This window comes from Clostridioides sp. GD02377, assembly GCF_045899875.1.
Taxonomy (GTDB): domain Bacteria; phylum Bacillota; class Clostridia; order Peptostreptococcales; family Peptostreptococcaceae; genus Clostridioides; species Clostridioides difficile_A.
Window position 1 is genome coordinate 207,448 of record NZ_JBJODA010000003.1, and the last position, 22,316, is coordinate 229,763.

Sequence of the window (22,316 nt, forward strand, 5' to 3'; positions counted from 1 at the left end):
CTAATTTTGTTTATTTATAAGCTCTAGTATTGAACTTTTATTGCTATTAATTATTAACTTTATATTTTCTTCTTCATACATCATCTCTGATAGTGATGCTAATGCTCTAATGTGAGTAGTATTATCTATAGCAGCCAGTACCATGAATATGTTTACTGGCTTTCCTAATAAGTCAACTTCTTCTTCTACTATAAGTAAAGACATCGCTAGCTTGTTTACTCCCTCTTTAGAACTTGCATGTGGTAGAGCAAATCTGTCAGCTAAAACAATATAAGGTCCATATTTTTCAACTGATTTTATCATATTCTCTACATATAACTCTTCTATAGAATTATCTTCTAATAAGGGTTCTGAGGCTATTTTTATTGCCTCTTTCCAATCTTTAACACTACTTACTATGTTAACTCTTTCTTCATTAATTAATTCCTTTAACATTGGTTGATACATCTCTCCTTCATCTATCTTGTGTATTATGTTTAATAAATCAGACTTTAGTGCTTCTTCATTATTAATAACTCCATTTTTTCTTATAACTTGCATTATTAGTTCAAGATTGAAATATTTATCATTTTCCTTTACACTTATGAGTTTATTCATAAGTAATTGAATATCTGACGCTGTTAAAAGAGGATTTACAACTATTACATTACTTACATCTTGTATATCGATAGTCGTAATTATGTAATCGTAGTATACTTTTACTTCTTTCAGTTGCTTAATAGACACTATCCCCACTATTTCTATAGTTGGTATATATTTGTATAGCTGTATTTCCAAGCTTTTCGATACCATAAGACCATTAGGACAAACTAATAAGACTTTATTTCTTCTTAGACCATTATCTCTAGACCCTCTTAGGTATCCACCAAAGTATGCTGCTATAAACCCTATTTCCTCTTCCCTTATACCCTCAAATATAGGAAACTCTTCTTCATTCTCTATAATTGATTTTATAATTTTATAAAGTGACTCATGTTTATACTTAGTTTCATCTAGCATGGGGTTGCTAATAGGGAACTTAAATCTTATTCTGTTGTAAGAAGAATGTAGATGTCTTAAAATGTTTTTCTTAAATTCATGCTTACTTTCTAATTTTATTGCTGTATTCACTTCAAACTTGTCTATAAGTTTATCTACATATTCTTCAACGACATCTCCCTTAATTTCACTATTTAAACTAGGTAGTGAACTTACATAAGTACATACATAAGCCTGTTCATTTTCATTTGCTTCTTCACATAGAAGGTCTTTACAATTATTAAAGTAACTAATTTTTTTAGCTTCATTTAGGTATTTATATGAGTATAATGTTTTCCCATCTCTTATCCTTTTATTTACAAATTCTGTAAACTTAGTTAGATTTAATAAAGAATAATCTGTAAGATTTATACATCCTTTTGTATCAAATTTAGTGACTTCCTCACTTATACAATTAATTTCTAGTACATTTTCTTGTGTAAGTAATAAAAATAGTTCTCTAATAGCATATTCATCACCTATAATTTTGTATTTTCCATTATATTCTAGTTTCAATCCCATTGTCTGAAGGTATTTTTTTACATCAGTTATTGTCTGCACTACTGTATTTTTTGAAAGTAACATTTCATTTGTTAGTTTTTCTATAGATATCTTTTCACCAAGTAATATTTTGTTTAATATAAAAGTTCTTCTATAGTCACTATCCAAAAACTTATCTTCTTCAGTTGAAATTATTTTTCTTGCATTAACTAAGTTACCTTCAAATGTAAATTTATGTTTTACATTTTTTATATTACCATTTTTTCCTAGTTGTTCATTTATAGCTAAGATATCATAATAAATAGTTCTCTTTGATACATTAAACTTTTCTTGTAATTCTTGTGATGTTACATTATTATTTTTAATAATAAAACCTAATATTTTTTTAGCCCTTTCTTTCATACTACCTCCTTAATTTTATTATCTATATTTTCTATATATAATTCCATACCAAATAATTGCACATGATTTTATAATTTTGCACATTTTAACTCTAATCTAAAAGAATTTCTATAATAAAAAAGAGCTATCACAAATCATTTAAAATTATTTGTATGATAGCCCCACTTTATTCATTTAAAATTTACTTTTTAGGTCTAAGTTCATTCTTATCTCTTTTTACTTCTTCTAATATTTCCTTCAGATTATACTCAACACTAGAAAGCACATCTTCTGCATATTCAATTGACCCAATTCTTATCTCATTTGCTATTCTTTCAGCTCTCTCAACTATCTCCTTAGCTCTTTGGTCTGCTTGAACAACAGGTTCACTTGATTCTACATATGCTTTTACCACATCTTCAGAATTTTTCTTTAACTCTTCTATATTCTCATGATACTCTTGTTGTATTCTTTCAGCTTCTTTTTTTGCTTGTTCAACTATATTTGCAGCATCTTGCTTAGCTTGGCTTATTATTTTATTTCTTTCTCTATTAATCCATACTGCTTGTGTCACTTCCTCTGGTATCAAAGTTCTTATGTCGTTAATTATGGCTAAAACTTCGTCTTTATCTACCGTACATTTATGTGAGAAAGGAATCGTAGAGGCACTTCTGAATATCTCCTCTAATTGATCAAATAGTTCAATCATTTCTAAATCTATCTTCATATATCAATTACCCCCAGTAGTTTTTTTCTTTAATTCTTCCAAAACAATCTTTGGAACCAAATTTTTTATATCAGCATCAAAGAGCAAAACCTCTTTTATCAAAGATGAGCTTATAAATGAGTATTTTGTACAGCTTGGTAAAATTATAGTCTCTATATTTGGATTAAGTTCTCTATTCATATGAGCCATTTGAAGTTCATAATCAACATCAGCACCACTTCTCACACCTCTAACTAGCGCTCCAATCCCATTTTCCTGACAGTAATTTATTAATAAACCATCAAAAGTTACAACTTTTATATTATTTAAATGGCTTGTACTTTTTTCTATAAGCTTTACTCTCTCATCAAAGCTAAATAGACCTTTTTTATTAGGATTATTTAATACTCCTATTTGTAATTCGTCAAATAACTTAGAAGCCCTGCAAATAATATCTAAATGTCCATTAGTAATTGGGTCAAAGCTTCCTGCAAATATAGCTTTTCTAGGTTTATTTTCCATATTATGCCTCCATCTTATAAAAAGTTAATGTAGTATTTCCATATTTCTTATCTCTAGTTTTTTCTAATTTACATATTTTGTCTGGAAACAAATCATTAGTATCATGTTCTACAACTATTATTCCATCTTCATTCAACAGATTAGAATTATCAATTTTTTCAATAGCTTCTATAAACATATTTTTATAATATGGAGGGTCCATAAAAATTATGTCAAATTTACTATTTTGTGATTTAAGCTTGTCTACAGCAGTTTTAAAATCTAGGTTTAAAATAATACTTTCATTTTCAACTCTTGCCTTTTTTATATTAGACTTAACAATATCTATGCTTTCCTTACTGATATCTACAAAAGTACATGCCTTGGCACCTCTAGATAAACACTCTATTCCTAAAGAACCCGTCCCAGCAAATAAATCCAGAACTTCACTTTCCATTATATATGAATTTATTATATTAAATAGAGATTCTTTTACTCTATCTGTAGTTGGCCTTACATCTTCATTTTTTGGAGTATTTAGTTTTAATCCTCTCGCTTTTCCTGAAATTACTCTCAATATGACAATCTCCCTTCAGCACATTATTACATTAATAATATTTTAACATAATCTAAAATTAATTTAATGAAATTTCTTTCAATGTATCTTTAAATTTATCTATAATTTCTTTTTTAAGTGGCATATTTTCTTTCAATTGTAGATTATTATCTTCACCTAATATATATCTAGCTTCTTGTTGAGCTAACTTTAATATTTTTATATGTTTAAACAAGTTTGCTACTTTGAGTTCTGGAAGTCCATGTTGCCTTGTTCCAAAAAACTCGCCAGGCCCTCTTATTTCTAAATCCTTCTCTGAAATCTTAAAACCATCATTTGTCTCTTCCATTATAGCCATTCGTTGTCTGCATACCTCTGTTTTAGAATCATAAATTAGTACACAATACGATTTATGACTTCCTCTCCCAACTCGTCCTCTAAGCTGATGTAATTGTGCAAGTCCAAATCTCTCTGCATTTTCTATTATCATTAGTGTTGCATTTGGCACATTGACACCAACTTCTATAACTGTTGTTGATACTAAAATATCTATTTCTTTATTTTTAAAACGACCCATTACTTCGTCTTTTTCACTTGACTTCATTTTACCATGAAGCAATCCAAGCCTTAAATCTTGGAAATATTCAGCTCTTAATTCCTCTACAAGTTCAACAGCTGATTTAGCTTCTATGGCTTCACTTTCTTCTACCAAAGGACATACAATATATACCTGTCTGCCTGCTTCAACCTCTCTTCTTACAAGGTTATTATAGGCTCTATCTCTTTTATTCTTTTCGATAGCAAGTGTTTCTATTGGTTGTCTCCCTGGTGGAAGTTCATCTATAATAGAAATATCTAAATCTCCATAAAGTATAAGTGCTAAAGTTCGTGGTATTGGTGTAGCTGTCATTACTAATATATCTGGATTTGCACCTTTCATTGAAAGCTTACTTCTTTGCATAACACCAAATCTATGTTGCTCATCTGTTATAACTAAACCAATATTGTTAAATTCAACCTTGTCTTCTATTAGTGCATGTGTTCCTATCAATATATCAATTTCATTATTTTTGATTTGTTCTAATACTGTATCCTTTTGTTTTTTTGTAAGGCTACCTATTAATAAGCCTACATTTATTCCAAAATCTTTCAGAGATTCAGTAAGAGAAATATAGTGTTGTCCTGCTAATATCTCTGTAGGTGCCATCAAAGCGCCTTGATATCCATTTAAAACGCAATTTGCAAGTGCCAAAAGGGCTACTACTGTCTTACCACTCCCTACATCACCTTGAACTAACCTATTCATTATTTTATCCGAATCCATATCTTGTATAATTTCATCCAATGCTCGATTTTGAGCTTTAGTCAATTTAAATGTTAAAGAACTTATTATGTTTTTTAAATCTTTACTTATTTCAAATTTTATTCCATCTTCTTTATTTCTTCCACTTTTAAATACAAATAATCCAAGTTGTAGTATAAGTAATTCTTCAAATACAATTCTATATAAAGCTATTTTTAATGATTCTTTATTGCTTGGAGAATGTATATTTCTAACTGCAAAATCTATATTACATAGTCTATACTTCTCTATAATTCTCTTTGGCATATATTCTTGTATAATTAGTTCTTTATCTTCAAGTACTGTTCTAATTATACTCATAATTTCTTTATTTGTAACACCATATGTAAGCTGGTACACAGGCATAAATCTACACGTATTCTTAGGTGAATTAGTAAGATACTCTAACTCACATGATGTAAGCTCTAAATTATTAAATTTTTTCTTAACCTTACCAAAAACTAATATTGAATCACCTGGACGAAATGTATTTTTTATATAAATCTTGTTAAAAAACACCAATTTAGCTGAACCAGTCTCATCTTTTACATCAATTTTTGTCAATGTCATACCTTCTTTTGGACTAAACGTATTTATACTTGATATGACTGCTTTTATTGTAACTTTCTCATCATCCTCTAATTGTGCTATTTTCTTTAGATTATTTCTATCTTCAAACTGTCTTGGAAAATAATACAATAAGTCTTTTAAAGTAAATATTCCCAATTTATTCAGCTTATCAGCTTTTTTAGGTCCTATCCCTTTAACATATTGAACATCTTTATATAAATCCAACAAATATATCACCTACTACACAAAAATCCTGTACAACCAACTTTATAAAAGCTACTTGGTCATACAGGTTCTTATAATCATTATTCAACTGAAATTAAGTAATAATAAAGAGGTTGTCCTCCATAATATAATTCTACATCTACATCTTCAAACTTTTCTTCTAAAGAAGTACGTAGTTCATTTGCTTGAAATTCTGTAACATCTTCACCAAAGAATAATGTTATTATAGCAGTATCTTCATCAACCAACTTTTCAATAAGGTTTGATGTTACTTCATCCACATAATCTCCTGCTGATAATAAATTCCCTTCTGCAATTCCAATTATATTACCTTCTTTAACATCAATTTCATTCATTACTGTATCCCTAACAGCAAAAGTTACTTGACCTGATTTAACTGAGTTTAAAGCATCCATCATAGCTTCTTTATTCTCATCTTCACTTAACTCTCCATTAAATGTTACTAATGCAGCAAATCCTTGAGGTGTGTTTTTTGTAGGTATAACTATTATATTTTTCTCACTCAATTCTTTAGCTTGATTAGCAGCCATTATTATATTGCTGTTATTTGGGAAAATAAATATATTTTTAGCATTTATATTATTTATGGCATTCATAAAGTCTTCTGTGCTTGGATTCATAGTTTGACCACCTTCTATTATATGGTCAACTCCAAAGTCTTTAAATATATTTGCCAATCCTTCACCCATAGAAGTAGCTATAAACCCAAACTCTTTTTCTTCTTCTAAAGGTTCCTCTTCTTTTTCTTTCTTCTCTTCTACATCTAATAATGTATTTTCATGTTGTAACTTCATGTTTTCTATTTTTATAGTTAATAATTGACCATACTTTAGAGCTTCTTGAAGCACATTTCCTGGGTCATTAGTGTGTACATGTACCTTTATGACTCCATCATCTCCAACTACTGCTAAGCTATCACCATAAGCCATCATTATATCTCTTATTTTAGTGTCTTCTACCTTAGAACTTTCTAGTATAAATTCTGTACAATAACAATATTTTATATCATCTGTACTAGTAGTACTCTTTGCAAAATCCATACTTGCTGAAGTATTAACATCCAAGTTAGCATTTTTTATTTCTATATCATTTCCCTTTATAGAAGCTAACATTCCTTCGTATATAAGTACAAGACCTTTTCCACCAGAGTCAACTACACCAGCATCTTTTAGATTTTTTAGAAGGTCTGGAGTTCTTTCTAATGAAGCATTAGATTCCTTTACAAGCATACTTAAAAACTTTACTATATCTTTTTCTTTTTTGGCAGCTTTTATTGCAAATTCGCCACTTTCTCTAACTACAGTAAGTATAGTTCCTTCAATTGGTTTTATGACAGCTTTATATGCTGTATCTGAACCATTTTTAAAAGCTTTTGCTAAATCATCTGTTGATAATTTACTTTTTCCTTCTATAGACTTAGCTATACCTCTTATTATTTGCGAAAGTATAACTCCTGAGTTTCCTCTAGCTCCCATTAAAGAACCTTTAGATAATGCCTTTCCTATGTCCGATATGTTATCAGTTTCCACTTTTGCTAATTCTTTTAAGGCATAAGATATAGTTAATGACATATTAGTCCCTGTATCTCCATCTGGTACAGGAAATACATTTAACTTGTCAACCAAATCTTTATTGTTTTGGAGATTGTTTGCACCTGAAATAAACATCTCTCTTAACCTTTTACCATCTATATACTGAATCATTTGTTTCCTCCTATGAAATTACTTAACTCTTATTCCTTGTACATTAATATCAATTCTAGTGACTCTTACGCCAGTCATTTTTTCAACTACATATTTTACTCTATCTATTATATTATTGGCAACAGTAGATATATTTGTGCCATATTGTATTATAACATAAAGTTCTATTGCTATGGCATCTTCTTCAACTTCTTCAACTCTAACACCTTTAGTAGCATTTTCGCCTTTTAATAACTCTACTATTCCTTTGGATTTATACGCTAAACCTACTAAACCATAACTTTCCATTGCAGCTCTATATATGACTTGAGCTATTACTTGATTATCTATTTCTATACTTCCATATTGATTCGTTACCTTTGCACTCATGGTTGACCCCCTTAAGCTTATTTTTATTAAAAATACTTCTTAATTTATTTTTTACTATTTTTACTTATTTATTATATAAAATTATAATCATATCATACTATAAATATGGTATAATTTAAACCTAGAAAAGTTTTTGGATAAAATTTCTTCTATAGTATATATATTCAAAGAAAAATAATAATTATTTTCCAAATATATTTACTTTATATAAAATTATATATATAATTTTATATGATAATAAGAAATTCTTCAATATGTGTAAGGCAAATATATATTTCTATTGCAAATTTTTGTTATTTATGATAATATAAATATGTTTTTAGTCTTTAAATAGTTATCATTTTAAGGAGGTGTGCGTAGATGGCAAAAGTATGTAGCGTATGTGGTAAAGGTAAGGTTTCTGGAAACCAAGTATCACACTCAAATAAACATAATAAAAGAACATGGTCAGCTAACTTAAGAAGCGTAAGAGCGATTATAGATGGAGCTCCTAAGAGAGTAAAAGTTTGTACTAGATGTTTACGTTCTGGTAAGATTGAAAGAGCTTAGTAACCACGTTTAAAAGCCTACTTCCGTAAGTAGGCTTTTTAATTTAATCATTTTTACTCTTTCTCATGAATTTTAAGACTATATTTGAAATCCATTTTGGTAACTTTATTGTTACTACTTTCATCAATACTCACCCCACACTTTATAGTTAAAATTATTTTAACAAAAAAATAATAATGCTCCACATCCAATAAGTATTAATGCGGTAAGTGCTGACCAAATCCAGCCAGGAAGCAACATAGACAAAATTACAGCCATTCCTGTTGCCAGACATAGTATTCCTAGCAATACCTTAGACTTGTTATTTCTCATGGAACACCTCCACATAGAACTTGTATCTATAAATATTTTCATATTCAAGTTTATGCGATAGTTTTCCATTTTAGACCAACAAACATAATATGTAATTTTAATTTTTTATACTAGAATTATTACTCTCCTCTGATATAGATTCTATCATATCTAAAATACCTCTTTTTCTGCTTAATCTTTCAGGTCCACTATATAAAACCACTGGTATAACTTTGGGAAGTTTAAAATTCTTGTCTTCAATTTCTTCAAGACTCTTTTTCATAATAAAGCTTTTCCAAATTTGCTCTCTATATGATTTTAATCTTGGTACAATATCAGTATCCATTTCTGTTTGAAACTCCAGTACTATATAATGTGATACCTTATGATTTTTAGAAAAAACCTTATATATTATATCAACTTCCTTTCCTTTATATTCACATATAAAAGATGTTTCTAACTCTATATTTTTAAGAGTTAATTCTTTTGCTATTGAGACACTTGTAAAATTTTGAATCAAACTTAAAAAACTTTCTTTATCTGAATACATTCTTATATACTCTTCTCGTTTTTCGTTGCTTCTTTTTAAATTCATACAGTTCCTCCTAGATTACAGACTCTCTATATTTCAATAAAGAAAATCTATAAATATTATTTTTTTAATTTTCACTAGTGAGTATTGACACTTGTGTGTAAAATATCCAGTAAAGATATTTTTTTATATTTTTATTAAAAGATATGAATTTTTATATTTTAATATATTGACATTGACGTTGCGTAAAAGTGTATATTTAATTTATAGGAGGTATTACTCATGGAATATACAGTTCAAAAATTAAGCAAAATAGCTGGTATAAGCACTAGGACACTTAGATACTATGATGAAATTGAACTTCTTAAACCACTTAAAATAAATTCGTCAGGTTATCGTATATATGGTCAAAATGAAGTTAATAAACTACAACAGATACTTTTTTATAGAGAGTTAGGCATTAGCTTAGAAAATATAAAGAATATTATAAATTCACCAACTTTTGACAGTCTAAATGCATTAAAAGAACATCACAACAAGTTACTAGCTAAAAGAAAACAAATTGACTTGTTAATAGAAAATGTAAATAAAACTATAGCTTTAAGGGAGGGAAAATACAATATGACAGATATAGAAAAATTTGAAGGTTTTAAAGAAAAAATGATTGATGAAAATGAAAAAAATTATGGAACTGAAATTAGAGAGAAATATGGTAAGGATGCAGTAGATGCATCAAATAAAAAATTTAAAAATATGTCTAAGCAAGATTATGAAGATTGGCAAAACTTAAGTATTGAAATAATTGCTAAACTCAAGAAAGCTTTTAAAACTGGTGATTCTTCTAATGAACTTTCTCAGGAAGTTGCAAGATTACATCATAAGTGGTTGAGTTACACTTGGAATACATATTCTAAGGAAGCTCATGCCTCTTTAGCGCAGATGTATGTATATGATGAACGCTTTACATCATACTATGATAAAGAACAGCCTGGGCTAGCAAAGTTTTTGAGAGATGCTATAGTAATATATACAAGAGATAATTAGTAAGTTACTCAATTCTACAGGCCAAAAACGGTGAATCCTAACATATAGGATTCACCGTTTTTATTTTAACAAATTGTAATTATATTTTAATATTGTACTTATAAAAATTTACTTTAGTTTTTATTAAAAGTAATTGTAACTTTAAATAAATCACCATCCACACTTATATTCATCTTTCCACCCTGCAACTCTACAAAACTTTTTGCTATTGCTAGACCAAGTCCAGAGCCTTCTGTATTACGTGACTTATCCCCTCTTACAAATCTCTCCATTATATCATCTACACTAAAATCAATCTCAGTTGCAGACATATTCTTAAGCATAACAGTTACTTTATTATCTGTTTCTAAAATATCAATATACACTCTTGAACTTGGCATTGCATACTTACTTATATTCATTATAAGATTTTCAAATACTCTAAATGTACGCTGACTATCCAGTGGTAATATTATCTTTTCACTAGAAAAATTATTTTTTAATATTAGAGATGAATCTGTAATTTTATCATCTAATTCTAAAAGTGTCTGTTTCATTAGAGATACAATATCCACATTTACTATATTCAAATGTACATCTCCACTATTTACCTTACTTACTTCAAACAAATCTTCTATTAAATGCTGTAATCTTTGTGATTTTCTATCCAATGTATCAATGTACAATCTACGATTTTCTTCTGTTATATTTTCATCTTTTAATAAATCTATATACGTGATTATAGATGTTAAAGGTGTTTTTAAGTCATGTGATACATTTGATATAAGCTCTGTTTTCATCTTTTGACTCTTAACTTCTTCATCAACAGCTTTTTTAAACCCAGTTTGAATATTTCCTAGTTCATCTTTTATAGGATTAAAAAATCCTAAATCTTTTTCCATATTTACTTCTAAGTTTCCATCTGAGATTTTCTTCGTAACATCTAAAAGTTGATTATATTCACATACTGTCTTTTTAGAATAATCAGATAGTACTTTAAATAAAACTATTGAGTAAATTATTGCTAGTATTATCCCAAAGAACCACATACTACACATTATAACTATAATTAATAAGTTTACTCCAAGAATTATAACTATAGTTTTATTTGGTTTTTCTTTCAAATCTATTGTTCTAATTTGATTAATAGCTTTTTTTCCTACTTTTTTAAACCATACAAGGAACATTCCTGTTATAGTACTCTTTACAAAATACTCTCTTATTCCAACATTTAAAATATGTTTTAAAAGTGTTATAAATACAAATATTATTGAGAATATTACAAACCAATAAGTTAGATTCATCAAGCTTACCAATATACTTGCCATTTTAGCACTTATATCATTATTTATTAGATACTCTACATAATTTCCATTCAAGGTACCACTTATTATTCCAGTTGGATATAAGTCTACAATCCCCTGTACAATAACAATAGCAATAAAAAGTATCTCTAATGGTATTTTTGATAATGTATCAAATCCCATTAATTCCTTAGATTTTCTATATGGGAATGCCAAAGCTACAATCACGACTATGGCTAATATAATTTTTAAAATCATTCCAGAAATTTTATAATAAGAATTATTTTCTACATTGTTTATATATGCACTTATATTATCACTGTTATAAATGCTTCCATAACCATACTCTGTACTATCATCTTTGCTTATTACTTTAGGCACAGCATATACTACTGTTACATTTTTTATTGGTGTTAGTTTATATGAAATTGAATTTCCACCTAAATTGGTATTCATTAAATCTTCTCTTGCTTTAGATAGCAACATTTGGTTAATAACTTTTTGATTTACTCCATAAGAATCGACAACATTTACTTTTCCATCTTTATCAAAATTCATTGCAACATAAAATCTATAATTATCCTTTATATCCTTAAGCTTACTTTGTCTCTCTTCATTGCTCATTGTTGTATTTTTTGTCTGATTTTCATCAGAATTTTCTCCTGGACTATCATTCTTTGTTGTATCAAGAGCCCTTAATTCTTTATCTTCATTGAAAAGTTCGAAATTTTTTTCTTTATCAACCAAATAATATTTTAAATTTTTTCCTGAATTATTAATAAAAGACTCCCAACTTTCAAAGTTTTCATTAAAATCTGCATTAATACTCTCATCTGTATAATAGCTTTCTGAACCATCATATAAGTTTTTTTCTTTACTTACATTTTTTATATAGTTTATAGTCTCTTCATTTATAAAAAGCTTTGATGGTTGTATCATTTTACCTTCTTGATCTTCTTTCATATTATGATATAAAACATAACTACCTTTATATATATCATCTACAAAACCTTCTTGTTCAAATGGATTCTTAGCTCCACCTTTAGCACCTGCTTGTATAGTAGAATATTGACTAATCATACCTAATGATGCTGATAACATGAGTATAAAAACTATAACAGTAACTATATATTTATCTTTAAATTTTTTCAATTTTGTATCCAACACCCCACACCACCTTCAAATATTTTGGATTTTTTGGGTCTATCTCTATTTTTTCCCTTATATTCCTAACATGTACCATGACTGTATCTGTATTTACAGCATTCTCATTCCAAACTCTTTCATATATTTCATCAGCAGAAAAAACTCTTCCTGCATTTCTCATAAGTAAACTTAGTATTTTAAATTCTATAGGAGTTGTTTTTATATATTTTCCATCAATACTAACTTCTTTTGTGTTTTCATTTAATTCTAATCCACCTATTACAAATACACTGTCACTAGTTTCTACACTTTGCTCTTTATCTCCAATCATGTTTAGATACTTAGTATATCTTCTAAGTTGTGAATTAACTCTAGCCAATAACTCTAATGGTTTAAAAGGCTTTGTCACATAATCATCTGCTCCTATGTTAAGTCCCATTATTTTATCAACTTCCTCTGATTTTGCAGATAACATTATTACTGGGAAATTATGATTTTCTCTAAGTTTCATGGTAAGTGTTATTCCATCCATTTTAGGCATCATTATATCAATTATAGCTAAATGTATTTCTTGGTCTTCTATAACTTTAAGCCCTTCCACTCCATTGTACCCCTTAAAAACATTATATCCTTGATTTAATAGATATATTTCTATAGCATCTGCTATTTCCTTCTCATCTTCTACCACCAAAATATTATATGAATTCATTTTAATCTCCTTTTATTAATTAGTTTGAAAGTTTTCTTTACATCTATGATTATACAATATGATAGAAGTTTTTCCATTTTTTTATAGATTTATATCTTTTGATTTCAGTTATTTGAACTTAATTCCCATTTTAAAAACCTCCCTCTAGCACAATTTAGTATTGTTTTGTTTTATTTTGTTTATATACTTAATATTAAAGTTAAAAACTAAAGATATTATACATAATTTTCTAAAGATTTTCTAAAGATTTAAAACGTTCAACATTAATATACACAAAAAAAGTAGCTCTTATTGTATTAATCAAATCAATGATTTGAAATATAATATCAATAAAATCTACTTTTTAACTTTTAACATACTTATTTTTACTTTAATTTATTTTTATAAAAATCATTATTTTTACTTTATAAATGTACATATTTCTTCTACTGGCTTTTTAGATGGACTCTTTAGGTTGTCTTCTGGTACTCCAAGAGCTAACATTGCACCTAAAAAATACTCTCCCTTTTCAAATCCAGTTTCTACTTCTAAAATAGCTTCTATCTCATCTGCTGCATAGTTTTGACTTGTCAACCAACAAGAGCCATACCCTAATTCAATTGCTGATAATGTAAAGTTTTCAATTGCAGCACCTAAACTTTGCATACCTGGATTTCTTATAAATAACTTATCTATAGTCTCTTTAGGTGCATCTATAAGCTCTAATTCATAATATCCTGATGGATTATATACTTTTGTAAAAACTAATACTAAAACTGGAGCTTTTAAGTAGAATAATGTAAAGTTTGGTACAAACTTTCTAAATCTATTAGCTTTTTCTACTGATACTTTATCCATTTCTACAAGTATTTCTTGTTGTTTTTTAGTTATTACATCTGCGATTTTTTCCATTAAATCACGTCTCTTTATAACTACAAAATGCCAGTTTTGAATATTTTTCCCTGATGGAGCTGCTCCAGCTGCTTTTATCATTTTTAAAATATCTTCATCTGAAACATCTTCATTTTTAAATTTTCTTACACTTTGTCTTTTAAAAATAGTATCTTGTAATTCCATTTTTAAATCCCCCCATAACTTTTTTATTATATTAATATAATCTTTAAACTCACCTTATTTTAATATATCATGTTCTAATAAATCTTTAAATGAGTCTATAGAATATTCATATCCATCCACATTTCCAAATCCATATTTTGCATATATAAAAGGTATATTCACGAACTTAGCACTATTTGCATCACCTTGAGTGTCTCCAATATAAATTGGATTACTTAATTTATTTCTATCGATTATAAGCTTATTATTCTCACCTTTATGCAAACCAGTATTTCCAGGACATTCAAAATCTATAAAATACTGTTCTAATTTATGTGCTTTTAAAAAAGATTCTATATATCCAGCCTGACAATTACTTACTATGAATAATTTATATTTTTGGGATAACAACTTCAGAGTATCTTCTATATCGTCAAATAATTTAGCTCCATTTTCAGATAAATAGTCACATTCTTTTAAAGAACATTCATTCAATAAATTCTTTCTTTCTTCTTCATTTAGATTTGGAAATAAACGATTAGCTATTTCATCAAAAGAAAGACCCATAACACTTCTAAACAACTCTCTTGTGACATTTAAGTCTATATCTTCATGTTTATTTAAAACATCCTGCCAGACCTTGCATACTTCTTCAGTTGAATCCCATAATGTTCCATCTAAATCAAAAATAATACTATCTACCACAAAAAAATCCCCCTTATGTCCAAAATTTATCATATATTTATAATTATATACTAAAAAACAGATACAATCATAAATATATTTTACTTGATTGTATCTGCTTTGTAATATAAAATCAATTGTCAAAATCGATTTTTATAAATTTCTAACTACAAGTGCACACCCTTGCTCTACTTTAATTCTGCAAGAATCACTTAGCATAACATTTGACATTCCAATAGGCACAGAGTATTTCATATAATAGTTATCTAGAGGATATTCTAAACCAGTAAGTGTTACCCCTTTAGCATCTCCTTTTACAGCTATTACAGAAATAGTGTCACCTGCATTGCCATATAAGGTAATTTCCTCATTCATAACTATATACATTTCTTCTTTATCTGATAGTATTCTAGAATATATACCATCTTCTTTTAGATAGTATAATAGATTTACATTGGTAATTGTATGGTCAATCCTTCCACCTAAAGCTCCAAAAAAATCAATATGATTTGCTTTAAGAGTCTTAGCTAAAAAAAGACAAAGCTCTGTATCAGTCTCATCTTTCTTAGATGGAAATTTTTCAAATTTAACACCTTTGTTTCTATAGAAATCTACCTTTTCTTCTTCCACTGAATCTAAATCGCCTAATATATAATCTGGCATGATTTCCATTTTGTAGGCATGATTTGCCCCTCCATCTGCACATATTATATAGTCATAACATTCTTTAGTTATAATATCTCTTGTAATTTCGTAATCTTCAATTTCTCCATTTAAAATAATACATATTTTCATTATTAAATTTAAACCAATTCTTCAAGAGAAGCATTCTTTCTAAATAAATTAACTGTTTCTTGAATGTCATCACTTCCAAATATTGCAGAACCTGCTACTATTACATTAGCCCCTGCTTTTACAACTTCAGCCACATTTTTAGGGCTTATACCACCATCAACTTCTATATCGATGTTTAAGCCTTGATTATCTATAATAGCTTTTAACTCCTTAATTTTATCTAGAACACAAGGTATAAATGATTGACCTCCAAATCCAGGATTAACAGACATTAATAATACCATATCCAAATCAGGTAGAACATGCTTAATAGTATCTATTGGTGTAGCTGGATTAAGTACAACACCAGCTTTTATTCCATGTGATTTTATATTTTGTATAGTTCTATGTAGATGCACACAAGCTTCCTGATGAACAGTTATTATGTCACATCCTGCTTTTACAAACTCTTCAATATATTGGTCTGGATTTTCTATCATAAGATGAGCATCAAATACCATATTTATATTTTCTTTTTTTAAGCTTTTAACTACAAGTGGACCTAATGTAATGTTTGGTACAAAGTGTCCATCCATTACATCGATATGAAGATACTCACATCCTGCACTCTCTACCTTTCTTACATCTTCCAATAATTTTGCAAAATCTGCTGATAATATTGATGGTGCTAATTTAATCATACTTCTAATACCTCCTACTGTTATTTTGTCTTATTTCATTTAGTAGCTGTATATAACTATCATATCTTTCTTTAGATATTTCTCCATTTGCAACAGCTTCTTTTATAGCACAATTAGGTTCATTTTCGTGAATACATTTTGAACCAAACTTACAATCATTAAATTTATCAAATTCTATAAAATAATCTTTAAGCTCAACTTCTTCTATGTCTTCAAGTGCAAGCGAACTAAAACCTGGTGTATCTGCAACCATTCCACCAAATTCCAACTTTAAGAGTTCTGCATGGCGAGTAGTATGCTTTCCTCTTTTTATTTTATCACTTACTACTCCAGTTTGTAGTTTAAAGTTCGCATCTATTTCATTTAATAAGCTTGATTTTCCAACTCCAGATGGGCCTGCAAATACTACAACATTTTCCTTTAATTCTTCTTTTACTTTCTCTATATTTAACTTAGTAATATTACTTACTGGAATAACCTTATATCCACTAAGTTCATATATATTTTTAACAGTTTCTAACGTATCATTATCATCTAAATCTGCTTTTGTAAGGATTATTACAGTTTCTAAATTTTCTTTTTCTGCCAAAACTATAAATCTATCTAAAAGAGACAAGTTTGGTTTAGGATTTTTTATTGCAAATACTATTAATGCCTTATCCACGTTTGCTATAGGAGGTCTTATAAGTTCTGTATCTCTACTATCTATTTCTTCTAAAATACCTTTTTTTTCTTCTTCATCAACAATACTTATTTTTACTCTATCACCAACTAAAGGTGTTATTTTCTTCTTTCTAAAGATTCCTCTAGCCTTGCATTCATAAATACCATTATCTGTATCTACATAATAAAATCCACTAATCCCCTTTATAATTTTTCCTTCTAGCATCAAATGCCTCCCTTTATAAAATTTATATAAACACATACTGTTCATTAGCAGTATATCGTGTTATTATTTCCTATTTTTATATAATACCACATTTTTTTTAAATAACAAATCCTCCATTTGGGCTAATTACCTGACCAGTGATAAAATTTGATTTATCTGATGCTAAGAAAATAGCACAATTTGCTATATCGTCTGGAGTACCTAGCCTCATTAATGGAGTTTCTTCTACAAGAACATTTATATCTTCACTATTATATTCAGATAGCATGTCAGTATTAATGACTCCTGGAGCTATACTATTTATCCTAATATTTGATGGTCCAACTTCTTTAGCTAATGCCTTTGTCATACCTATTATACCTGCTTTTGTTATAGAATAATGCACTTCACAAGAAGCACCTGCTATTCCCCAAATCGAAGATATATTAATTATATTCCCTTTTTTTTCTGATATCATGTATTTTAAAGCCACTTGTGAACAATAAAAACATCCTTTTAAGTTAATATTCATCATCCTATCCCAGTCTTCATCAGTTATATCTGTAAATAACTTGTCTTGACTTATACCAGCATTATTTACAAGCACATCCAATCCACCAAATTCTTTTACACAGTAATCTATCATATTCTCTACTTCTACTCTATTTGAAACATCTGCTTTAAAAAGTTTTACATAGGCATTTTTTTCACTTAATTTAGTATATAACTCATTAGCTTCATCTTCTGACTTATTAAAATTTATTAATACATTATATCCTTCTTTTGCAAAAGCTTCAGACATAGCTTTACCAATACCTCTAGCTCCTCCTGTAATTAAAACTGTTTTATTTATCATAAATACTTTTCTCCTTTATTATAACCAATTTCATATTTTATACAAAACAAACTGCCTCTTTAAAGAAAATAGTTTCCATAAAAAGACAGCTCTTATTTTGCTAATGTTTATTCTGTTTTACCAATATTTCCGCCAGTTCCAGATGGAGTTTCTCCATTTCCTCCTGAACTTGAACCTCCTGAATTATCTCCACTATTTCCTGAGTTTGAGCCTCCTGAGTTATCTCCATTTCCGCCCGAATTTGAACCTCCTGAGTTATCTCCATTGTCTCCTGAGTTACTGCCATTATTTCCTGAGTTTCCGCCACTATTTCCTGAGTTTGAGCCTCCTGAGTTACTACCATTATTTCCTGAATTTCCTCCACTGTTTCCTGAGTTTGAGCCTCCTGAGTTACTACCATTATTTCCTGAGTTTGAACCAGGTGTTTTTGTATCATCATCAGGTGTTGTTGGTGTTTTGTCTGGTGTTGTTGGTGTCTGTGTATTTGATTTTTCTGAGCCTTTACTCACATATAGGTTTATCTCATCACCCTCTTGAGCTCTTGATGAACTAGCTCCTGGACTTTGATTTAAAACTGTACCTTCTTTATATATTGAACTATACTCATACTTAACTGTTCCCACTTTTAAATTATTTTCTTCAATAAGTTGTTTTGCATTACTCAAAGTGAGTCCTACTACATTAGGAACAGAAGCTTGATTTGCACCTTTACTTACAACAACATTTATAGTATCACCCTTCTTAACATTTGTACTTCCTCCTTCAGGTGTCTGTGATATTATACAGTTTTCATCTACTTCACTACTATATTCTTCACTTTTTACACTTAAGGATAATCCTTCTTTTTCAACAGTACTTTGAGCTTCTTCTAAAGTCATATTTACAAGATTAGGAACACTTAAAGACTTATTCCCAAATCCTCCTGCAAATAAAAATTTATATGCTAAGAATACTTGAGCACATAATATCACTATTAAAATAGCAGCTATTACTTTCAATCTTTTTCTAGACTTTGGACTTTCCTGTTTTTTCTTCTTTTTCTTAGCCCTCTTACTTGGAGTATTCTTCGGTTTCTGATTCTTCTTAGCTCTCATTATCTCTTCCTCATCTTCATCTTCTTCTTCATCATCGTCTTCATAAAAATCATCGTAGTAATCATCATCTTCATCCAAATCAGCAACTTCAACAGGCTTGACTACTTTTTCGGGAGCTGGCTTTGCAAGTATTGGATTTACAACTTTATTAATTTCCTTTTCATCAATTTTCTTAGTTGCAAAATCATCATATTCTTTTATAAAATCTAAATCGATATTTTTTTCTATATACTCAATGTCTTCTATCAATTCCTCAGCAGATTGGTATCTATCTGCACTAGATTTTTCTGTAAGCTTTTTTATTGTAGTTCTTACACTTTGTGGAATCCTAACCTTTTCTTCTGATGTAAAATCTATATCATCATTAATATGTTGAAGAGCTATAGAAATTGGACTATCTCCTCTAAATGGAACTTTTCCTATCAACATTTCATATAAAACTATACCTAAAGAATACAAGTCAGCATTATTAGTTACAAATTTACCTTTGGCTTGTTCTGGTGAAAAATAATGTACTGAACCAATTATACTCCCAATATTGGTCATTGTTGAGTTTGAGACAGCTTTAGCTATACCAAAATCAGCTACTTTTACTACTCTTCCTTCATTGGATATGAGAATATTATGAGGTTTTATATCTCTATGTATAATCCCCTTTTTATGCGCAGCACTAAGTGCCATAGCTATTTGTTTTGTTATATCTAATGCAGTATATTCATCTAATGTACCTTCATCTTGTATAATCTCTTTTAAGTTCTTACCATCTACAAACTCCATTACAATGTAGTGAACTTTTCCATCTTCACCAACATCATAAACATTTACTATATTTGGATGAGAAAGACTCGCTACTGCCTCTGCCTCTCTTTTAAATTTTGTTAAAAATTCATCATCATCAACAAATTCAGGTCTAAGTACCTTGAGCGCAACGGTCCTATTTAATAACCTGTCTTTAGCCTCATATACAAAGGCCATACCTCCATCACCAATCTTTCTGATGATTTCATATCGATTTCCTAAAATTGTATCTCCCACAATATCACCGTCCTAATTATACTTTTATCACTATAACCGAAACATTATCTTTACCAGAAACATCATTGGCCATACTTATCAATTCTTCACTTATATTACTAATTCTCTCGTATTCATAATCTAATATTAAATCTCTTATATCTTCATCGTCAATAAACCCAGTTAATCCATCTGTCGCAAGAAGTATTATATCACTTTTTTTAATTTCTTTCTTAAAAATATCTACAACAACCATATCATCTGTTCCAATTGCTCTAGTTATTCTATTCCTTTGTGGATGTCTTCTTGCCTCCTCTTCTGTAATAACATGAGCCATCATAAGTTCTTCAACCACGGAATGGTCTATAGTTATTTTATCAAATTTTTCACCTGTTAACAAATAACATCTGCTATCTCCAACATTTGCCACATATAAGACATTATTATACACTATAGCTGTAACTAATGTAGTTCCCATTCCTTCAAACTCTATATCTTCCATAGATTTTTTGTGCACAATTGAGTTTACATTATTATAAGCCTGTTTTAATATATCATCTATATAGTCTATTTTTACATTATCATGCTGTAATAAGTTTTCTTTTAGAAAATCAATTATATTTTCTACTGCTAATTTACTGGCGACCTCACCTTTTTTATGTCCGCCCATTCCATCAGCTATGGCAAATATTCCTATTGGACCATGTTCTGTATCTATAACTTCTCCCTCACAATAGTCTTCATTGTTTTTTCTTATTTTACCTATATGGGAGGCACAACTATAAACCATACGACTTCCTCCTTACAAATTACTTGTATTTTCTTCTCAATTGCCCACAAGCTCCACTAATATCAGAACCCATAGACATTCTAACTGTGGCAGGTATATTATTTTTCTCTAAACTATCCCTAAACTTATAAATAAATGCTTTATCAGGCTTTTCATATTCTCTTTCTTCAACTTTATTTATTGGAATTAAATTCACATGGCAAAGCATACCTTTTAGGAGCTTAGCTAATGCCCTTGCTTCTTGTTCTGAGTCATTTACTCCTTTTATAAGAGAATATTCAAATGTGACCCTTCTATTCGTCTTTTTTATATAATATCTACATGCATCCAATATTTCTTTAATGGAGTAAGCATTGGCTACAGGCATAATTTTTCGCCTTTCTTCGTCATATGGTGAATGAAGTGATAAAGCTAAATTTATAGCTATTTTTAAGTCTGCCAATTCATACATTTTAGGTACTATCCCACAAGTTGAAAGAGTTATGTGTCTATACCCTATATTAAGTCCATTTTTTTCATTAATTATCTTTAAAAATTGTTTTGTGTTTTCAAAATTATCAAGTGGCTCGCCACTTCCCATCAATACAAGATTTGATACTCTCTTTCCAGTATCTTCTTGAATTTTAATAACTTGGTCTAAAATCTCCCAAGGTTCTAAATTTCTAATCAATCCATCCATTGTAGATGCACAGAAATTACATCCCATTCTACAACCCACTTGATTAGAAACACAGACAGTAACCCTACTATCATAATCCATCATCACAGTTTCTATTATATTTCCATCATCTAATAAAAACAAATATTTTTTTGTACCATCTACTTTAGACTCTAATTTTAATTCTATATCTATATGTCCTATACATGAGACTTCCTCTAATTTATTTCTCAAACTTTTTGGTATATTATTCATATCATCAAAAGTTTTTGCACCCTTATATATCCAGGCAAATATTTGACTTCCTCTAAAAGGCTTTTCATCTATAGTTTTCATAAATTCTTTAAGTTCATCTTCAGTAAAATTTTTTAATACTACCTTTTTCTTTTCCATTAT

The 22,316-nt window shown here is 28.9% G+C and carries 22 protein-coding genes; 2 read left to right on the top strand and 20 right to left on the bottom strand.

The features are described 5' to 3' along the window. The 7 genes from Q3304_RS03910 to Q3304_RS03940 all read right to left on the bottom strand — a co-directional run bounded on the left by Q3304_RS03910 (position 1) and on the right by Q3304_RS03940 (position 7,892). Positions 1-1,920 (bottom strand): BglG family transcription antiterminator, encoded by a 1,920-nt coding sequence (locus Q3304_RS03910; protein WP_054271144.1) that lies wholly within the window; start codon positions 1,918-1,920, stop codon positions 1-3. A 181-nt stretch (positions 1,921-2,101) separates the two neighbouring features. After that, positions 2,102-2,626, bottom strand: a complete 525-nt coding sequence (locus Q3304_RS03915; RefSeq protein ID WP_054271145.1) for a hypothetical protein — start codon at positions 2,624-2,626, stop codon at positions 2,102-2,104. Between the two features lie 3 nt (positions 2,627-2,629). After that, positions 2,630-3,127, bottom strand: a complete 498-nt coding sequence (gene coaD, locus Q3304_RS03920; RefSeq protein ID WP_054271146.1) for a pantetheine-phosphate adenylyltransferase — start codon at positions 3,125-3,127, stop codon at positions 2,630-2,632. Between the two features lies 1 nt (position 3,128). Further along, entirely contained in the window at positions 3,129-3,683 is a 555-nt protein-coding gene (gene rsmD, locus Q3304_RS03925) for a 16S rRNA (guanine(966)-N(2))-methyltransferase RsmD (RefSeq protein ID WP_054271147.1), read from the bottom strand. A 58-nt stretch (positions 3,684-3,741) separates the two neighbouring features. Further along, complete coding sequence (gene recG / locus Q3304_RS03930) at positions 3,742-5,799, bottom strand: ATP-dependent DNA helicase RecG (RefSeq protein WP_407813807.1); 2,058 nt, start codon at positions 5,797-5,799, stop codon at positions 3,742-3,744. An 80-nt stretch (positions 5,800-5,879) separates the two neighbouring features. Beyond that, positions 5,880-7,523, bottom strand: coding sequence for a DAK2 domain-containing protein (locus Q3304_RS03935; protein ID WP_407813808.1), 1,644 nt, complete (start codon positions 7,521-7,523; stop codon positions 5,880-5,882). Between the two features lie 18 nt (positions 7,524-7,541). Further along, positions 7,542-7,892 carry an Asp23/Gls24 family envelope stress response protein gene (locus Q3304_RS03940; RefSeq protein ID WP_021385398.1) on the bottom strand — a complete coding sequence of 117 codons (351 nt, stop codon included), beginning with the start codon at positions 7,890-7,892 and terminating at the stop codon, positions 7,542-7,544. Positions 7,893-8,252: 360 nt separating this feature from the next. Here Q3304_RS03940 and rpmB point away from each other — a divergent pair, with 360 nt between their 5' ends. After that, a complete protein-coding gene (gene rpmB, locus Q3304_RS03945; protein ID WP_003416297.1) occupies positions 8,253-8,441 on the top strand; it encodes a 50S ribosomal protein L28 in 189 nt (62 codons plus the stop codon). 159 nt (positions 8,442-8,600) lie between these two features. On the opposite strand, the gene Q3304_RS03950 is transcribed toward rpmB, so the two are convergent. Together Q3304_RS03950 and Q3304_RS03955 are read right to left on the bottom strand one after the other, a co-directional pair. After that, complete coding sequence (locus Q3304_RS03950) at positions 8,601-8,753, bottom strand: hypothetical protein (RefSeq protein ID WP_009893656.1); 153 nt, start codon at positions 8,751-8,753, stop codon at positions 8,601-8,603. Between the two features lie 97 nt (positions 8,754-8,850). Beyond that, positions 8,851-9,327: an Rpn family recombination-promoting nuclease/putative transposase gene (locus Q3304_RS03955; RefSeq protein WP_219673209.1), complete on the bottom strand. Its 477-nt coding sequence runs from the start codon at positions 9,325-9,327 to the stop codon at positions 8,851-8,853. A 219-nt stretch (positions 9,328-9,546) separates the two neighbouring features. On the opposite strand from Q3304_RS03955, the gene Q3304_RS03960 reads away from it, so the two are divergent. Beyond that, positions 9,547-10,308: a MerR family transcriptional regulator gene (locus tag Q3304_RS03960; protein WP_407814758.1), complete on the top strand. Its 762-nt coding sequence runs from the start codon at positions 9,547-9,549 to the stop codon at positions 10,306-10,308. Between the two features lie 113 nt (positions 10,309-10,421). On the opposite strand, the gene Q3304_RS03965 is transcribed toward Q3304_RS03960, so the two are convergent. From Q3304_RS03965 to rlmN, 11 genes are all read right to left on the bottom strand, one after another. Next, positions 10,422-12,758 carry a histidine kinase dimerization/phospho-acceptor domain-containing protein gene (locus tag Q3304_RS03965; RefSeq protein ID WP_407814759.1) on the bottom strand — a complete coding sequence of 779 codons (2,337 nt, stop codon included), beginning with the start codon at positions 12,756-12,758 and terminating at the stop codon, positions 10,422-10,424. Further along, entirely contained in the window at positions 12,730-13,446 is a 717-nt protein-coding gene (locus tag Q3304_RS03970) for a response regulator transcription factor (protein ID WP_054277247.1), read from the bottom strand. The genes Q3304_RS03965 and Q3304_RS03970 overlap by 29 nt, the downstream gene beginning before the upstream one ends. A gap of 399 nt (positions 13,447-13,845) precedes the next feature. Continuing rightward, the gene (locus Q3304_RS03975; RefSeq protein ID WP_407814760.1) at positions 13,846-14,502 is read right to left on the bottom strand and encodes a nitroreductase family protein; all 657 of its coding nucleotides are present in this window, start codon (positions 14,500-14,502) and stop codon (positions 13,846-13,848) included. A gap of 54 nt (positions 14,503-14,556) precedes the next feature. Further along, entirely contained in the window at positions 14,557-15,186 is a 630-nt protein-coding gene (locus Q3304_RS03980; protein ID WP_074178477.1) for an HAD family hydrolase, read from the bottom strand. Between the two features lie 132 nt (positions 15,187-15,318). Further along, positions 15,319-15,960, bottom strand: a complete 642-nt coding sequence (locus Q3304_RS03985) for a thiamine diphosphokinase (RefSeq protein ID WP_407814761.1) — start codon at positions 15,958-15,960, stop codon at positions 15,319-15,321. An 8-nt stretch (positions 15,961-15,968) separates the two neighbouring features. Then, positions 15,969-16,640 (bottom strand): ribulose-phosphate 3-epimerase, encoded by a 672-nt coding sequence (rpe, locus tag Q3304_RS03990; RefSeq protein WP_054271155.1) that lies wholly within the window; start codon positions 16,638-16,640, stop codon positions 15,969-15,971. A gap of 4 nt (positions 16,641-16,644) precedes the next feature. Further along, positions 16,645-17,529, bottom strand: a complete 885-nt coding sequence (gene rsgA / locus Q3304_RS03995) for a ribosome small subunit-dependent GTPase A (protein ID WP_054271156.1) — start codon at positions 17,527-17,529, stop codon at positions 16,645-16,647. 97 nt (positions 17,530-17,626) lie between these two features. Further along, the gene (gene ymfI / locus Q3304_RS04000; RefSeq protein ID WP_407814762.1) at positions 17,627-18,364 is read right to left on the bottom strand and encodes an elongation factor P 5-aminopentanone reductase; all 738 of its coding nucleotides are present in this window, start codon (positions 18,362-18,364) and stop codon (positions 17,627-17,629) included. 107 nt (positions 18,365-18,471) lie between these two features. Beyond that, the gene (gene prkC, locus Q3304_RS04005) at positions 18,472-20,493 is read right to left on the bottom strand and encodes a PASTA domain-containing Ser/Thr kinase PrkC (protein ID WP_407814763.1); all 2,022 of its coding nucleotides are present in this window, start codon (positions 20,491-20,493) and stop codon (positions 18,472-18,474) included. 16 nt (positions 20,494-20,509) lie between these two features. Then, complete coding sequence (locus Q3304_RS04010) at positions 20,510-21,262, bottom strand: Stp1/IreP family PP2C-type Ser/Thr phosphatase (protein WP_054271159.1); 753 nt, start codon at positions 21,260-21,262, stop codon at positions 20,510-20,512. Positions 21,263-21,281: 19 nt separating this feature from the next. Then, positions 21,282-22,313: a 23S rRNA (adenine(2503)-C(2))-methyltransferase RlmN gene (gene rlmN, locus Q3304_RS04015; RefSeq protein WP_054271289.1), complete on the bottom strand. Its 1,032-nt coding sequence runs from the start codon at positions 22,311-22,313 to the stop codon at positions 21,282-21,284. Positions 22,314-22,316 lie beyond the last annotated feature (3 nt).

What these genes read in the sequence shown, in the direction of transcription:
- Q3304_RS03910 (WP_054271144.1), bottom strand. Translation starts at nt 1,920, where the DNA reads ATGAAAGAAAGGGCTAAAAAAATATTAGGTTTTATTATTAAAAATAAT.
- Q3304_RS03915 (WP_054271145.1), bottom strand. Translation starts at nt 2,626, where the DNA reads ATGAAGATAGATTTAGAAATGATTGAACTATTTGATCAATTAGAGGAG.
- coaD (WP_054271146.1), bottom strand. Translation starts at nt 3,127, where the DNA reads ATGGAAAATAAACCTAGAAAAGCTATATTTGCAGGAAGCTTTGACCCA.
- Q3304_RS03935 (WP_407813808.1), bottom strand. Translation starts at nt 7,523, where the DNA reads ATGATTCAGTATATAGATGGTAAAAGGTTAAGAGAGATGTTTATTTCA.
- Q3304_RS03940 (WP_021385398.1), bottom strand. Translation starts at nt 7,892, where the DNA reads ATGAGTGCAAAGGTAACGAATCAATATGGAAGTATAGAAATAGATAAT.
- rpmB (WP_003416297.1), top strand. Translation starts at nt 8,253, where the DNA reads ATGGCAAAAGTATGTAGCGTATGTGGTAAAGGTAAGGTTTCTGGAAAC.
- Q3304_RS03950 (WP_009893656.1), bottom strand. Translation starts at nt 8,753, where the DNA reads ATGAGAAATAACAAGTCTAAGGTATTGCTAGGAATACTATGTCTGGCA.
- Q3304_RS03955 (WP_219673209.1), bottom strand. Translation starts at nt 9,327, where the DNA reads ATGAATTTAAAAAGAAGCAACGAAAAACGAGAAGAGTATATAAGAATG.
- Q3304_RS03960 (WP_407814758.1), top strand. Translation starts at nt 9,547, where the DNA reads ATGGAATATACAGTTCAAAAATTAAGCAAAATAGCTGGTATAAGCACT.
- Q3304_RS03970 (WP_054277247.1), bottom strand. Translation starts at nt 13,446, where the DNA reads ATGAATTCATATAATATTTTGGTGGTAGAAGATGAGAAGGAAATAGCA.
- Q3304_RS03975 (WP_407814760.1), bottom strand. Translation starts at nt 14,502, where the DNA reads ATGGAATTACAAGATACTATTTTTAAAAGACAAAGTGTAAGAAAATTT.
- Q3304_RS03985 (WP_407814761.1), bottom strand. Translation starts at nt 15,960, where the DNA reads ATGAAAATATGTATTATTTTAAATGGAGAAATTGAAGATTACGAAATT.
- rpe (WP_054271155.1), bottom strand. Translation starts at nt 16,640, where the DNA reads ATGATTAAATTAGCACCATCAATATTATCAGCAGATTTTGCAAAATTA.
- rsgA (WP_054271156.1), bottom strand. Translation starts at nt 17,529, where the DNA reads ATGCTAGAAGGAAAAATTATAAAGGGGATTAGTGGATTTTATTATGTA.
- ymfI (WP_407814762.1), bottom strand. Translation starts at nt 18,364, where the DNA reads ATGATAAATAAAACAGTTTTAATTACAGGAGGAGCTAGAGGTATTGGT.
- Q3304_RS04010 (WP_054271159.1), bottom strand. Translation starts at nt 21,262, where the DNA reads ATGGTTTATAGTTGTGCCTCCCATATAGGTAAAATAAGAAAAAACAAT.
- rlmN (WP_054271289.1), bottom strand. Translation starts at nt 22,313, where the DNA reads ATGGAAAAGAAAAAGGTAGTATTAAAAAATTTTACTGAAGATGAACTT.